Genomic DNA, 14,899 nt, shown 5'->3' on the forward strand with positions numbered 1-14,899 from the left:
TCGTATCGAGCATAACTACTTCCATGCTGGTCATAACACAAAGAATAGGAATGAATAGTAATATATCAAAGCTCCTGGAGTTCCGCATTCAACTTCTTCGCCTGCCCTCTGAAATACAGATAGAAGGAAGTCCAAAATATGGAATAGCAGACAACAAACATTCCGAATACGAGTAAAAAGCTTTTCACTGTAAATGGAACCCAACCGATTCCGAACGCTAGGATGAAGTAAAGGATAACTACCGTAACGAAATGTAATGCGGTCTGTTGGGACAAACGCAAAGACGTATTTTCAAAAAAGAGCGGTGTGACTGTGAAAAACCAACCACAGAAGATGGAACCGAGTGAGTTCTTTAAGAATAATTGTCCGTCTAGCATATCTTTACCGCTGAATAGCACAACAGAATTCGTCAATATGACTGCAATAAATGCACCGAACAGAATACCGATGAAGCTTCTATATAAAAAGGTTTTCATTCGCCTTTCCTCCTATTCATTTTCAAGGATTCTTTAATGGCATTGACGTATGTTCGAGAGACGTATTCTTTCGTACCTGATTTAAAATACACACAAAGTGTTCCATTAAACGACGCTTCGAAGCGGCTTAATTCATGTAGATTTGCAATGACAGATTTAGAGAGCCTAATGAATTTACTCGCCGGAAGAATTTTTTCAAGTTCGTATAACTTTTCTTTTAGTTTAAATGAGCCAGCAGAAGTCACGGCGATAACGCTATCTTTTTCTGTATGGAAAAAGTGAATTTCTGCCGGTTTTAAAATATGTTGCATATCGCCGTCTTTTCCGACGAGGAATTCTGTGTCCTGCCCTTTGATAAAATCTAGAATTTCTTGTACGGAATCATCCAATGTCGGGCATTCAATCGTCACCTTGGTTTCTTCATAATCGCGATCAATGTTTAATGATACTTTCATTGCGATGCACCCCTATCGGCAATAGTATATACATTAAATTTACCATTGCCTGGTAGTCTGTCAAATACGTCTTTTAGTAGAAATATGGAGAACGAACAATGCGACAATCACTAAACAAGAAATATAGACGACGGATATAAGCGTACTATTGTCAAAAGTAAGCTGTTCATTCCAAACACCAATGAACAAATTATTCATATGATAGAGCGGATTAAATTCGGCGATAACTTGTATAAATTTCGGCATCATATTAATTGGAAATGCAAAGCCACCTGTAAAGATAACGACTTGGAAAATAACGATGGAGAACACTAATGCACTTTTCATCTCGTTGAAAAAAGAGTAGATGGCAGATGCGATAACGAGCAGAGCAGCATTGAGTGCGATGAAAAATCCATAGGCCAAGATGAAATTCAGTACATGAAACTGCAAATCATACAAGAGCATACCAATCGCATAAACAAACAGGTAGCCAAAACTTGTAATGATAATGGAGCGGATAATACTGGATAGCAGAAGCATATTTTTAGAAACGGGAGAAAGTCTAATTCGTTTTTCGACACCCGTCGTACGATGCGTCACCTGGTCGAACCCGAAAGCGAAAAATACAGTGGTGAACGTGATAAGTAAAATATACGAGGGTGTATATGTTTGTGCATAACTTAAGTTACCCGCGTAGGTTTGGTCTCCGAACAATTGCCCCATGAAAATGTACGTAACAGGCGGTACCACAATCGTGAAAACTAAGTAAAATAACTCTCTTGAAAACATGAGTAAGTCGTATTTTAACTGAGTCGCTAACATATTTTCTCCTCCTTATATGGATACTTTCTCGAGATAAAATTCATTGATGGATTTATAGCCTGATGCCAAAATAGCTTCTGTCGTATCGAAGACTTCATTCACACCATTATCTATAAGCATTACCTTGTCGCAGTACAATTCGATTTCATCCATATTATGTGTTGTCAGAATGACTGTACCGCCTGTTTTCTCGTTGTAATCGGTAATATACGTCCAAAGAATATTGCGCATATGCGGATCCAGACCAGTTGTCGGTTCATCTAAAATTAGAAGTTTCGGTTGTGATAAAAAGGCGATGGCCAAGCTTACAATCTGTTTCCATCCTCCAGAAAGTTTATCGAAGTACTTTTTTCGATGCGGTTGTAATTTAAAATCAGCGATGATTGTTTCGATGTCAATTGGGGATTTGTAATAGGCTTTAAATAACCGTAGTAACTCTTGTACTTTCAGTGTCTGATAGAACTGTGTAGGCTGCAGGACGACGGAAATTTGTTTTCGAACTTGTTCCATCCGGTTTATTGAAAGTGCTTTAATATCTTCATCGAAAACGAAGACTGTTCCAGCGTCGTATTGTTTAATGGTCATAATAATTTCAAGGAACGTTGATTTGCCCGCCCCGTTTTTCCCGATAACCCCAATTACTTCGCCTTCTTGTGCTTGAAAATCCAACCCTTTTAAAACGACGTTTGTTCCGTAAGCTTTTTTCAAGTTGCTAACGTTGATGATATTCATTGCTATCCCTCCGTTTGAAAGTTCTTTGTAACCAAAGTGTATGTTGTCTCGGTCTTGCTGTCTTCGGTATTCCCGTGAACCGCAATAATAGGAAGGTGACTTGTAGAAAACGTCCTATGAAATGCATTTGGTTTTCCGATAAATTAAAAGGACAAAGCTGGTAGAGAAGAGAATAAGTAGAAGAGGGGATGACGCGGATGAATTCATTGCAACCAAAAAAGCGCAGCAAGTTGCGAATATTCTTCGGGAAGAAAGTGTATCGATTGAGACGGTATTCGGAGTGGTACATGGACGGAAAGAAATATGCAACAAGGCGGTCAATGGAGAAATTAAAACATGTCATCTTCAAACATCGAACGCCGTTGCTCCGCAAATTGAAAGATGTAGAGATGGAATTGCAAACAAACAAAATTACGAATTTGAAAATAGCAGCAAAACGATTGAACGGAATTATGCTCCAGCCTGGAGAGACATTTTCCTATTGGCGCTTGATAGGCAGTACGACGAAGCGAAAAGGTTACGTTGACGGAATGATTTTGCATTACGGGCAAGTGACGAAAGGTGTTGGAGGCGGTTTGTGTCAGTTGTCGAACCTGATTTACTGGATGACACTTCACACGCCGCTCACGATTACTGAGCGATACCGTCATAGTTATGACGTATTCCCAGATTCGAAACGGAAACAGCCATTCGGAAGTGGTGCCACATGTGCTTATAACTATCTAGATTTACAAATAAAGAATGAAACGAATGTGCCCTATCAGCTCCTCATCTATTTGACGGACACATCGCTTGTTGGTGAATGGCGTGCGCATATGGGTGCGAATCGAACGTATAAAGTATACGAAAAAGACCACAGTTTCACGCGTGAATCATGGGGTGGTTATGTGCGCCATAATACAATTTATAGGGAAGCGTACAACCTGAACGGCGAACTTATCGATGACGAATTCATCACAGAAAACCACGCGATCACGATGTATGAGCCATTTTTGACATATGAGAAGTGAAGCGGGGATATTCGGTTGATCCCACAAGTGAAGTCTAAAATTGGGAGTGGGTTTGGAATGTTAGGTTTAAATAAAGACGTAGTGAAATTAGTGGGATACACGAATAACTGGAAAAAACTTTTCAGGGTGGAAAAAAGTCTATTGAACTCGTTGGTTGGTGAGCATATAGTAGATATCCAACATATCGGTAGCACGGCGATTGACGGAATTGTTGCAAAGCCACTTCTCGATATACTCGTGGGCGTTAAGTCGATAGGAGACGCGAAGAAATTTGATAAGCACAAGTTGAAAGAGGCGAACATTTACCATTTAGGACGTGTTCAAATCGAAGGGAAAGAAGTGTTTGCCAAGTTCTCAAATTTGGAGAACTTAACGAAGACACATGTCCTTCATGTTGTGGAATATGGTGGGGACTGGTGGCAAAACCACATATTTTTCCGAGATTATTTAAATGACCATCCCGAAGTCGCAAAACAATATGAAGTACTGAAGAAGGAAATGGCGGAAGCGTTTCCTACTAATGAGCGTTCCTATGCAGAGGGTAAAAAGGATTTTGTAGACAGGATAATACTCTTGCGAGAAGGGGAGATTGATGTAATTCGTTGAGCCTGGATTTGGGAACAGATGGTTGTTGAGGACGGAAACAGAGTTAGAAGATGGTACTGAATTCGAAGAATAAGGCATCATCGGTCCGCTAAAAATTCATGCGATATATATGAGAGTGTGGATATTTAAAACTGTTTTCATATTGGATATAAGAGAAGGTTTTAAAAGGGTGAAAAAGAGCCGCAACAAATTTAAATTGATTTTTGGTGTGGTTAGTAAATGATTTTGAATTCCGAGCAAAGAGGTGAATAGAATGCTGTTTCAAAAAGGAAATCTACTCATCCGCGAATTGGAATGGAAGGATAAATACCTCCTTTCCAAATGGCTTTCAGATCCAGAAATTTTGCAGTATTACGAAGGGCGGGATAATCCGTTTGATGTGAAGAAAGTGGAACAGAAGTTTTTCGAAGCAGAAGCCGATGCTACACGCTGCATAATTGAATTCGATGAGGGCCCAATAGGTTATGTCCAGTTTTATGAAGTCGATGAGGATGAAAGACAAACCTATGGCTACAGCGACTCAATAGAAACACTCTATGGGATGGATCAGTTCATCGGGGAATCAGCGTATTGGAATAAAGGCGTCGGGACACAGATTGTCCGTGCGATGGTGGCTTATTTAATTCAAGAAAAAGGCGCGGACCGGATTGTGATGGACCCACAAACGTGGAATGAACGAGCCATTCGTTGTTATGAAAAATGCGGGTTTGAAAAAGTGAAATTGCTCCCGAAAAATGAATTACATGAAGGGGAATACAGGGATTGTTGGTTGATTGACTATACACTATATAGACCTTGAAATTGTAAGGAGAGAGATGAGTATATGAACAGTATCAGATTACAGCCCATTGAAGCCGCAAAAAGGTTTATAACAGAACACTTCGCGGATTGCCAAGCTGCATTGCTTGCGGGAAGTGTTGTCAGGGGCGAAGAAACAGCAACGTCAGACTTGGATATCGTTGTTTTTGATGAAAAGATAGAATCAGCGTATCGTGAGTCGCTTATTGAGTATGGATGGCCAATCGAAGTGTTCGTTCATAACTTTTCGTCTTACAAGGTGTTTTTTATGGAAGACTGTGAAAGGGCTCGACCTTCATTGCCGCGAATGGTGTCTGAAGGAATCATCTTATTCGATTCAGGAGTTGTTTCTTTAATAAAGGAAGAAGCTAATGAACTATTGAAAAAAGGTCCTGAAGTATGGTCGATAAAAACGATAGAAATGAAACGGTATATGATAACGGATGCGCTCGATGATCTCATTGGTTCAACCAATCGTGCGGAAGAAATCTTCATAGCGAATACACTTGCCGATGCCATACATGAATTCTTCTTGCGGACAAATGTTCAATGGATTGGTGCGTCAAAATGGATTATGCGTGCTTTAAATCAATTTGATAAGAACTTTGCGCGAACGTTTGTACAAGCATTCGATGCATTTTATAAAACGGGTAATAAAGATGCAATTATCGATCTTGCAGATGAAGTGTTGAAACCATATGGTGGCAGGCTATTTGAAGGGTATTCAATGGGGAAAGGAGACCGTATATGACAAGTACATATGTAGATTGGGGGGGCCATAAGCTGAAGCTGACATGGGAAAGTGGTTTTTTGCCGGAAAGGGATTTGATCACGAGTGTCCATGGCTTCTGTTTTAAGGACGGGCAACTGTTGATGGTCGATTTGGATGATCGGGGTTGGGATTTTCCGGGCGGTCATATTGAAGTCGATGAAACTGTGGAGGTGTGCTTTAGACGTGAGGCAATGGAAGAAGGTTATGTAACGGGAGATTGTGTACTCCTCGGTTCAATAGAAATCGACCATAATGAAAATCCTTTGTGGAATGAACACAGTCCTTATCCGAAAGTGGGTTATCAGGTTTTTTACAAAATGGACATAACTGAATTACATCCTTTTGAAGCGAAGTATGAATCAAGCAGAAGAATTTTCATCCCCTTTGAAGACGTCTCCAAATACTATAAAGGTTGGCATGCAACGTATGAAAAAATTATGTGTGAGGTGCAAGGAAGGTGCCTAAATGAAAATCAGGAAATTACTACAACATGAAGCCCCACCTTTCGAACTCTTGCTACTTGCCGACCCATCGCGAGAACAGGTAGAGCTGTATATAGCTAATGGGGAGTGCCGTGTTGCTGAAGAGGAAGGCGAAATCGTAGGTGTCTATGTGCTAGTGAAGTTAGGTATAACAACGATGGAGATTATAAATATAGCTGTAGATGAGCGTATACATGGTCGCGGGATTGGGAAGAAGTTAATGAGTGACGCAATCCAGACCGCAAAGGTGTTGGGCTGCAAGTTCCTGGAAGTTGGGACGGGTAACTCCAGCATTGGTCAATTGGCTTTTTATCAGAAATCTGGGTTTCGTATCGATGGTGTTATAAAAGACTTTTTCGTTGATCACTACGAGGAAGAGATCATTGAAAACGGTATCCAGTGCAGGGATATGATTAGACTGTCGATGGAAATTGTATAATCATAAAGTAATCTATGCTTGATTACAGCTATGAACCATTTCATCTACTTTGTCACAAATACGTCCCGTGACAAGTCACTATCCATCTAGTAAAATAGAAGTGATATGTTGTGAATTTTCTGTAAGGGGCGATGACGCTATGAAACGGATACTCATACTTCTTTTCATTGTTGGTATGATGGCAGGCTGTTCGAATGTGTATAGCGCAGAAGAGGGCTATCGCATGGCGGTTATCAATCATGGTTTCCCGGTTCCGAAAAATGCGAGTGAACTAAAGCCAGAAGCGTGTACGACGGAAATTTCGAAATCGGCAAAGTACAAGTTGAACGATATTGGCGGGGAGCAGGGAGAACCGCCGGAGCACTACTTGGAGGAAATAAAAAAGTGGGGCTGGACGGAACTTGAAGATGAACAAAAAGGGAATATCCACTTCTACGAAAAAGAAGGGAAAATCATGTCACTCATTTTTAAGGAAAATGTCTTTGATGTGTTTGAAATGAGTAGTGCATTGAAGATGTAGGAACTTAAGTGCTGTGGATTTCTTTTTTTTGAAACCATTTGGCATGTTCGTACGTACTAGTAACAAGAGATGATTGTGATGAACTGGAAAGTAGTCATTATTGCATAATATCTGTGCTATATGATATTGCTGTCAACACAAGCATTGTGGAATCCAAGATGTTTGGATGGTTCGTCAGGTCATCTTTGAGGTTTACTATTCATTATCCAATGACGATTAGAATATTCATGAAAGTTGAATTTGGCATTGCAGGGTGGAAAAGGCTATAGGTAATCATCATTTTGGTAGTTCGGTATCAGATGTAGTAAAATATATAATGATGGTGTTTTTACGAAAAGATAAAAAATTCATTAAAATGTAAAGGAATGATTGGTTTGGCAATTATTTTACAAAAGGGTCAAAAAATTGATTTAACAAAAGGTCATCCAGGTCTTGAGAAGATTATAGTAGGCCTCGGTTGGGACCCAATTCAAAGTCAGAAAAAAGCTGGCGGATTACTCGGCGGACTTTTCGGTGGTGGCGGTAGCGGTGCTACAAATATGGATATAGACGCTTCTGTTATCATGCTTCAAGACGATAAGTTTGCGAGCAATGACAACTTGGTTTACTTTGGTAACTTGAAAAGTAAATGTGGTAGCGTAACGCACACTGGTGATAATATCACTGGAGAAGGCGACGGAGACGACGAGCAAGTGATTGTTGACTTGAAAAAGGTACCCGCAAACGTTAACAAACTTGTATTCGTTGTTAATATTTATGATTGTGTAAAACGTAAGCAAGACTTCGGCCAAGTAGAAAATGCGTTTATCCGTGTCATGAATTCAGCGAACAATGAGGAATTACTTAAATTCAACCTGTCCGAAAACTATGCAGGTTCAACTAGTTTAACTGTTGGAGAAATTTATCGTCACGGCAGTGAATGGAAATTCGGCGCTGTTGGATCAGGATCATCTGATGCAGGTCTTGGCGAAATGGTTAAAAGGTACTCATAAACTATAAAAAACAGAAAAGAGGATGACATAAATGGCTATTTCATTGAGTAAAGGACAAAAAGTAGATTTGACGAAAAGTAACCCGGGATTAACGAATATTACGGTTGGTGTTGGCTGGGATACGAATAAATATGACGGTGGACAAGATTTTGATCTAGATTCTTCTATATTCTTATTGAATGCAGCGGGTGTATGTGCAAATGAAAAAGATTTCGTTTTCTTCAATAACCTTGAGGGTGGAAATGGTTCCGTCGTTCATACTGGTGATAACTTGACTGGTGAAGGTGATGGAGACGATGAGCAAGTCAAAGTTTCCCTTTCAACTGTACCAACTACAGTTGAAAGAATTGCATTCGCAATTACAATTCATGATGCAGAACAACGTAGCCAAAATTTCGGGCAAGTTTCAAATAGCTATGTACGAATCGTCAACGATGCAAACGGTGAAGAGTTAATCCGTTATGACCTTGGCGAAGACTTCTCTATTGAAACGGCTGTTGTTGTAGGGGAACTTTACAGACATGGTAGTGAGTGGAAGTTCAATGCAATTGGTAGCGGCTATCAGGGCGGACTTGGTTCACTTGTTAAGGACTACGGACTACAAGCTTAATTAATTGATATAACTATATATGTTGTTTCCGGTGCCAGTTGCTGACATCGGGTTTGTATTTGAACTTCAGTGTAGGCGCCTTACAGGGGGAGCCGAAGCCGTAAGACTGGTGGCGAAGGCTTTCTGGCTTATGGCGCGGGAGGCATCCCCTAAGCGCCGGAGCGGAGTTGAATGGAATCATCTATTCAATCTATATAGTTATGGAAGTTTTGAATTCTAATCATGATAAACAGGAGTGATTCAGATGGCGATTACTTTATCAAAAGGTCAAAAAATCGATTTGACGAAGACAAATCCCGGCCTTGTAAGAGGTGTTATCGGACTAGGTTGGGATACGAATAAATACTCTGGCGGTCAGGAGTTTGACCTTGATGCATCGGCGTTTCTTGTCGATGCAAGCAATCGTTGCCAGAATGATCATGACTTCATTTTCTATAATAATCTTAAGCATCCGAGTGGCGCTCTTCTACATACTGGCGATAACCGGACGGGCGAAGGAGATGGGGATGACGAGCAAGTAATCGTTGATTTCCCTAAAATCCCTGCGTACGTTGACCGCATTGGTATTACGGTTACGATTCACGATGCAGAAGGAAGAAGTCAAAACTTTGGTCAGGTATCAAATGCCTTTGTTCGATTATCGGATGAAGCGACCGGAGAAGAGGTGCTGCGTTTCGATTTAGGAGAGGATTTCTCGATTGAAACGGCAGTTGTTTTTTGCGAACTGTACAGGCACGGTAACGATTGGAAATTTAATGCAATCGGTAGTGGCTTCTCTGGAGGGCTAGGGGCACTTTGCCGGAATTATGGTTTAGAAGTATAAATTTACGGGCTGATAAAAGGTCGGAGTCTTTTATTGTTTTATTATCAGGAGGAACTAATGGAGATACTTAATGGAATAATCGATACATATGCCGCTTTTTTTGATTGGGGTATGTGGGTGGAAGTATTATCGGATCCAGTCAGTTGGGGCTTAATCGGTACCCTCATCATACTTGAGGGGCTATTGTCAGCTGATAATGCTCTCGTTTTGGCGGTCATGGTCAAACATTTACCAGAAAAACAACGAAAAAAAGCTCTGTTTTACGGGCTTCTTGGTGCTTATGTCTTCCGCTTTATCGCAATTGGGGTCGGTGTTTTCCTCATTAAATTGTGGTGGGTCAAGGCATTAGGTGCGGCTTATCTCGCATGGTTGGCGATTAAATACTTTATGGATAAGTCTAAAGAGGCAGGTAATGACGAAGAAATTGCAGGGATGAAAACAGAAGGTATTCTAATCCGTCTTTTCGGTACATTCTGGGGAACAATCGCTGCTGTAGAGATTATGGACATCGCCTTTTCAGTAGATAGTGTTCTTGCTGCTTTCGGTGTCAGTGAACAGATTTGGGTACTTCTTCTTGGAGGAATGCTCGGTGTCTTGATGATGCGTGGAATTGCCGGCGTATTTTTGAAGTTAATCGACAAGGTACCAGAACTTGAAACGTCAGCATATGTGCTGATTATGTTAATAGCGATTAAAATGGGATTGAGCGTTGTTGGTATTGACGTCCACCACTACGTATTCTTTATCATTCTAATCCTTACGTTCATTGCCACATTCGTTGTTCACAACATGAATAAAAAGAAAATGGCTTAATACAAAGAAAAAAAGAAGGCTAGCCCCTTCTTTTTTCTTTTACCCTAAATCGAATAATAAATAAGGTTGGTGCTCAGATTGAGGTATTTTAATGACTTAGCTGCTATTGGCTTAGAAGATTTATTTTATCGGAAACCGGAGACGGTTACGAAGCATACCGATAAACAACGGCTATCATACAGTCTGGGGGCTTTATTGTATATGCCAGCAACCCGTGAGGATATAGCCCATCTCATTATTACCAACAAATTTAAGGAGCTTGTCACAGTAGCGATCTGTCTTGAAGATGCAATAGGTGATCATGAAGTTGAACGGGCGGAAAATAAACTGATTACGCATATGCAACAAATTAGTGCTGCAGTTCAGGATGGTCGACTTACGGAAGAAACGACTCCACTTATTTTTGTTCGGGTAAGAAGTGCACAACAGATGCTGGACATAGGGGAGCGGCTCGGTGATTCGTTGAAGAACCTCGTAGGCTTTGTGTTTCCTAAGTTTGCATCGGATAATGCGGAGGACTACTTATCGGGTCTGCGACAGTTGAATGAGCAAGCGAATACAGTTTTATATGGTATGCCAATTCTTGAATCGCCGAATGTTCTTTACAAGGAGCGTCGCTTGGCAGAGTTGCTTAGTTTAAAGGAGATAGTTGATCGGTATGCTGACTTCATTCTGAATATCCGGATTGGTGCTACGGATTTATGTGGACTTTACGGGTTGAGGAGGGATAGTGAGACGACTGTCTATGAGATTTCCATTGTCAATGAGCTAATTACGGATGTTGTCAATATATTTGCCAGGCAACATGACGGTTTCGTGGTATCGGGTCCAGTGTGGGAACATTTCTCATCAAACGGTCGTATCTTAAAACCACAACTGCGTGAGACGCCATTTCAAGAAAGTTCAGGTTCAGTGGGTCTTCTACTCAGAAAAGAATTGATACGGAAAGATTTTGACGGGCTAATTCAGGAAACGTTGCTAGATAGAGCGAACGGCTTAGTTGGGAAAACAATCATTCATCCGTCTCACCTTTTGCCTGTGCAGGCATTGCATGTCGTCACGAAGGAAGAATATGTGGACGCACTTAGTATCTTCCAGCAGGCCACAGGTGAAAAAGGTGTGTTCAAAAGTGAATTTATGAACAAAATGAATGAGATTAAGCCCCATTTATACTGGGCACAAAAAGTGTTAATTAAGTCTGATATATACGGGGTGTACAATGAAAACATTACATTCATCGATTTATTATCCGAGTAGGTACACGCATGAAGTTTGCGAAACCATGCAAGTACATGTACAAATTGACCAAAATCCATATGAGCTTTCAGTTGAAAGTTTATATGAGATGGCCGCAAGAATTAACAAAAAACGTTCTTTTTTATTCGTCAGTAAAGTACTCGGGAAACATATTTCTATTCCGCCTCAACTGCCCTTGATTGCATCAGCATTGCTGGCCTCTGCTTATTATGAAGGTAAGACAAGCAAACAAATGCCTGGAAAAGAACAGCTCATCGAAGCAGTTAAGGACGGTTCCACTAAAAACTTGCAAACAGCATATTCAATTGTACAGGAACTACACTGTCAACTTGATGAGCCGGTTGTGTTCATCGGTTTTGCGGAAACGGCAACGGCCCTCGGTCATGGCGTTTTTGACTGTTTTTCGGATGCTACCTACATTCATTCGACTAGAGAAATGCTTGCTGATGAAGAGGTGACGCTCTACTTTGAAGAAGAGCATTCCCACGCTACAGATCAGCGTTGCTATGCACCGGAACAGTATTTGAATAATGACCACTCGATTTGTCTGGTAGATGATGAAATTACGACAGGCAAGACAGCATTGAATATCATCGCTTCTATTCAAAAGCGTTTTCCACGTAAGGAATACACAATACTATCCCTGTTGGACTGGCGAAGTGTAGAAGATCAGCAACGATTGAAGGCATTTGAGAAATTGCATGATGTACGCATCACGACGTATGCTTTATTGACGGGAACAATCCAATTAGAAGGCACACCTGGTTTAGCTGAAGATGCCAGTGTCATTGACGAATTGGTTGTTAAAGTTCCCGATTTTGAGAGAATCAGTCTGAAGTCATTGCCTATCCCTCTTCCTCACTATCCTTATTCTTCAATTGATTCTTTTGGATTTAAAAATGATTCAAGTTATTTGTCTCTGACTGGTAGATTCGGTATCTCGTCGGACAACAAAGAGGATGTTGAAGCATACTGTCAGAGTGCAGGAGAATATTTGAGGAAGTATCGGACAGGAAAACGGACATTATGTTTAGGTACTGGGGAATTCATGCATATCCCCATGAAAACGGCTGTTTACATGGGCGAAGGTGTATCTTATCATTCAACAACGAGAAGCCCGATATTCCCAATTGACCGAGAAGGTTATCCGATAAAAAGTCGAATGGCTTTTGAAAGTCCTGAAGATCCAGCAACTATGAATTATGCATATAATGTATCCGACATGGAATACGATGAAGTCTTTTTATTTTTCGAACGTCCTATAGATGACAACAGGCTTGAACCGATATTACGCCAGTTCAAAGGATTACCTGCAATCTATATTGTAGACTTCACTTGAAAGGTGTGAGTAGAAAATGCAACAAATGACTAAAACAGTGACTGGAAGTTATTCATCTGAAGATGTCGTTTTTCTATTGAAAGATCTGTCAGATGCGAGCCTTGAAAGAAGCCTGAATGAACGGGAAGAGGCTATTCAAGGCGGCGCCCATTATTCGGAAATGCTTCCCATTGAATATGAGCCAACCGAAGCCTATTTAAATCTTTTTTACGAGTCACTCAATACTTCAAAGCGAAAAGTAGCAACAGCGGTCGGCGCAGTTTCGGAACTCCTCATTGAGAAAAAAGGGAAGGAACTTGTTCTTGTTTCCCTTGCGAGGGCTGGGACGCCGATAGGTATCTTGATGAAACGTTATATTAATGCGGTATATGGGTTGAATTTACCGCATTATAGCATATCGATCATTCGAGGACGTGGCATCGATGAAAATGCGATGCTGTATATTACGAGTCAACATCCTGATAAGCGCGTCGTTTTTGTCGACGGTTGGACTGGTAAAGGTGCGATATCTATGGAGCTGACAAAGTCTGTGGAGTCGTTTAAAGAAAAATATGGTATCCTACTGGACGACGAACTCGTTGTATTGGCGGATCCGGGTCACTGCTCTTCCTTATATGGGACGCGGGAGGACTTTCTAATCCCTAGCGCCTGTTTGAATTCAACAGTATCAGGCCTAGTTAGCCGAACGGTTCTGAACAGCCGCTGGATAGGAGCGACGGATTTCCACGGAGCGAAATTCTATTCGGAACTTCAGGATAAAGATGTATCGAATCATCATATTGATGTCATTACGGCAGAATTTGAAGCGGCAGCAATGTTAATCGAAGCGGCGAAAGAAGCTTTAAAGAAAACAGATATGAGCCCGACATGGCAGGGAATGAAAACAATTGCATCAATTCAGGAGCACTACGGCATTGAAAATGTGAATCTCATCAAACCTGGTGTTGGAGAGACGACACGTGTTCTTTTACGACGTCTACCATGGAAGATATTAGTTAAGGATTTAAACGATGTGCGGCTTAAACATATTTTCCAACTTGCAAAGGAAAGAGCTGTACCTGTGGAGGTTTATGAACAGATGACTTATACTTGTTGTGGACTTATTAAACCGTTGGAGAAAAAAGTATGATGTTCGCAAGCGATTTAGATGGAACACTTATTTATTCGAAACGGCGCTTTGGCGAGGAAACCTTGAATGTATCTGTTCGTAATATTGAAGTATATAATGGAAGAGACATTTCATTCATGACAGAAAAAGCGATTGCGCTATTACGCGAACTGTCCGATGAGATGATGTTTGTTCCTGTAACGACAAGAACAATTGAACAGTATAATCGAGTCTCACTATTTCATGAAGAAATACGTCCTACATACGCGATTACTTGTAATGGCGGCGTTGTGCTGAAAGATGGACATATAGATACGCACTGGCAGGATTATATCCGTACTAAAATAGATGGAAGTACCGCTTCAGTGGATGATGTGAAGCGGAAAATAGAAGAGACTGCGGATGCGTCTTGGTTGAAATCCATTCGTGTGGTAGAGCGATTTTTTGTGTACTTGATTATTGAACCACCGCTATCAGCTGAGCGGATCAATTATTATTCACAGTGGGCGGCAGCGCATGACTGGGCATTTTCAGTTCAAGGCAGAAAAGTTTACTTCATTCCATCATTCATCAATAAATGGGATGCGGTGGACTATGTTGCAAAAAAAGAAGGAAAGCAAACGGTTTATACGGCAGGGGATTCCAATTTGGATGTCTGCTTGATTGAACAGGCGGAGTTTGGTCTGATACCACGGCACGGGGAAGCGGCAGCTAAATTTGGTCATCTAGGACTGACACAAAAAACAGGGATTTTGGCATCGGAGGAAATCATTGAAGCTATTCTTTCGAAGCGTCTCCAATTAACTCCTGGAATCCGTTGACGATATCGGACTACGCCCCTTCCATTGACGCAAAAAAATAGG

General features: G+C 41.0%; 19 protein-coding genes and 1 pseudogene. 16 read left to right on the forward strand and 4 right to left on the reverse strand.

The features are described 5' to 3' along the window. Positions 1-65: 65 nt before the first annotated feature. Genes MKY15_RS09360 through MKY15_RS09375 form a run of 4 tightly spaced genes read right to left on the reverse strand, consistent with a single transcriptional unit; the run spans position 66 to position 2,467 of the window. Positions 66-476, reverse strand: coding sequence for a DUF3021 domain-containing protein (locus tag MKY15_RS09360; RefSeq protein ID WP_067204957.1), 411 nt, complete (start codon positions 474-476; stop codon positions 66-68). Next, complete coding sequence (locus tag MKY15_RS09365) at positions 473-931, reverse strand: LytTR family DNA-binding domain-containing protein (protein WP_338653870.1); 459 nt, start codon at positions 929-931, stop codon at positions 473-475. Before MKY15_RS09365 ends, MKY15_RS09360 begins: the two co-directional genes overlap by 4 nt. Positions 932-991: 60 nt before the next feature. Beyond that, complete coding sequence (locus MKY15_RS09370) at positions 992-1,735, reverse strand: ABC transporter permease (RefSeq protein ID WP_338653869.1); 744 nt, start codon at positions 1,733-1,735, stop codon at positions 992-994. Positions 1,736-1,747: 12 nt separating this feature from the next. Continuing rightward, on the reverse strand, positions 1,748-2,467 hold the full coding sequence (locus MKY15_RS09375; RefSeq protein WP_342539525.1) for an ABC transporter ATP-binding protein: 720 nt from the start codon (positions 2,465-2,467) through the stop codon (positions 1,748-1,750). A gap of 197 nt (positions 2,468-2,664) precedes the next feature. Here MKY15_RS09375 and MKY15_RS09380 point away from each other — a divergent pair, with 197 nt between their 5' ends. The 16 genes and pseudogenes from MKY15_RS09380 to MKY15_RS09455 all read left to right on the forward strand — a co-directional run bounded on the left by MKY15_RS09380 (position 2,665) and on the right by MKY15_RS09455 (position 14,857). Continuing rightward, on the forward strand, positions 2,665-3,477 hold the full coding sequence (locus MKY15_RS09380; RefSeq protein ID WP_342539527.1) for a VanW family protein: 813 nt from the start codon (positions 2,665-2,667) through the stop codon (positions 3,475-3,477). A gap of 57 nt (positions 3,478-3,534) precedes the next feature. Further along, positions 3,535-4,083 (forward strand): GrpB family protein, encoded by a 549-nt coding sequence (locus MKY15_RS09385; RefSeq protein WP_255428559.1) that lies wholly within the window; start codon positions 3,535-3,537, stop codon positions 4,081-4,083. A gap of 22 nt (positions 4,084-4,105) precedes the next feature. Further along, positions 4,106-4,306, forward strand: a pseudogene (locus MKY15_RS09390) (DUF3977 family protein). A gap of 30 nt (positions 4,307-4,336) precedes the next feature. Beyond that, positions 4,337-4,882, forward strand: coding sequence for a GNAT family N-acetyltransferase (locus tag MKY15_RS09395; protein WP_342539530.1), 546 nt, complete (start codon positions 4,337-4,339; stop codon positions 4,880-4,882). Between the two features lie 24 nt (positions 4,883-4,906). Continuing rightward, positions 4,907-5,632 carry a nucleotidyltransferase domain-containing protein gene (locus tag MKY15_RS09400; protein WP_342539532.1) on the forward strand — a complete coding sequence of 242 codons (726 nt, stop codon included), beginning with the start codon at positions 4,907-4,909 and terminating at the stop codon, positions 5,630-5,632. Then, on the forward strand, positions 5,629-6,147 hold the full coding sequence (locus MKY15_RS09405; protein WP_342539534.1) for an NUDIX domain-containing protein: 519 nt from the start codon (positions 5,629-5,631) through the stop codon (positions 6,145-6,147). Before MKY15_RS09400 ends, MKY15_RS09405 begins: the two co-directional genes overlap by 4 nt. Next, the gene (locus tag MKY15_RS09410; RefSeq protein WP_187046498.1) at positions 6,119-6,574 is read left to right on the forward strand and encodes a GNAT family N-acetyltransferase; all 456 of its coding nucleotides are present in this window, start codon (positions 6,119-6,121) and stop codon (positions 6,572-6,574) included. Before MKY15_RS09405 ends, MKY15_RS09410 begins: the two co-directional genes overlap by 29 nt. 139 nt (positions 6,575-6,713) lie before the next feature. Beyond that, positions 6,714-7,094: a hypothetical protein gene (locus tag MKY15_RS09415; protein ID WP_067204984.1), complete on the forward strand. Its 381-nt coding sequence runs from the start codon at positions 6,714-6,716 to the stop codon at positions 7,092-7,094. Positions 7,095-7,468: 374 nt separating this feature from the next. Next, positions 7,469-8,086 carry a TerD family protein gene (locus MKY15_RS09420; protein ID WP_067204987.1) on the forward strand — a complete coding sequence of 206 codons (618 nt, stop codon included), beginning with the start codon at positions 7,469-7,471 and terminating at the stop codon, positions 8,084-8,086. 31 nt (positions 8,087-8,117) lie between these two features. After that, positions 8,118-8,696 carry a TerD family protein gene (locus MKY15_RS09425; protein ID WP_067204989.1) on the forward strand — a complete coding sequence of 193 codons (579 nt, stop codon included), beginning with the start codon at positions 8,118-8,120 and terminating at the stop codon, positions 8,694-8,696. 244 nt (positions 8,697-8,940) lie between these two features. Then, a complete protein-coding gene (locus tag MKY15_RS09430; protein ID WP_067204991.1) occupies positions 8,941-9,519 on the forward strand; it encodes a TerD family protein in 579 nt (192 codons plus the stop codon). A gap of 57 nt (positions 9,520-9,576) precedes the next feature. Next, positions 9,577-10,332: a DUF475 domain-containing protein gene (locus tag MKY15_RS09435; protein ID WP_067204993.1), complete on the forward strand. Its 756-nt coding sequence runs from the start codon at positions 9,577-9,579 to the stop codon at positions 10,330-10,332. Between the two features lie 78 nt (positions 10,333-10,410). Next, positions 10,411-11,589, forward strand: a complete 1,179-nt coding sequence (locus tag MKY15_RS09440; protein ID WP_187046499.1) for an HpcH/HpaI aldolase/citrate lyase family protein — start codon at positions 10,411-10,413, stop codon at positions 11,587-11,589. Next, positions 11,552-12,928 carry a phosphoribosyltransferase family protein gene (locus MKY15_RS09445; RefSeq protein WP_082786462.1) on the forward strand — a complete coding sequence of 459 codons (1,377 nt, stop codon included), beginning with the start codon at positions 11,552-11,554 and terminating at the stop codon, positions 12,926-12,928. Before MKY15_RS09440 ends, MKY15_RS09445 begins: the two co-directional genes overlap by 38 nt. A gap of 16 nt (positions 12,929-12,944) precedes the next feature. Then, positions 12,945-14,057 (forward strand): cysteine protease StiP family protein, encoded by a 1,113-nt coding sequence (locus tag MKY15_RS09450; protein ID WP_342539539.1) that lies wholly within the window; start codon positions 12,945-12,947, stop codon positions 14,055-14,057. Beyond that, the gene (locus tag MKY15_RS09455; protein ID WP_187046501.1) at positions 14,054-14,857 is read left to right on the forward strand and encodes a hypothetical protein; all 804 of its coding nucleotides are present in this window, start codon (positions 14,054-14,056) and stop codon (positions 14,855-14,857) included. Before MKY15_RS09450 ends, MKY15_RS09455 begins: the two co-directional genes overlap by 4 nt. Positions 14,858-14,899: the final 42 nt, after the last annotated feature.

The sequence above is a fragment of the Sporosarcina sp. FSL K6-1540 genome, assembly GCF_038620285.1.
Lineage (GTDB): Bacteria > Bacillota > Bacilli > Bacillales_A > Planococcaceae > Sporosarcina > Sporosarcina psychrophila.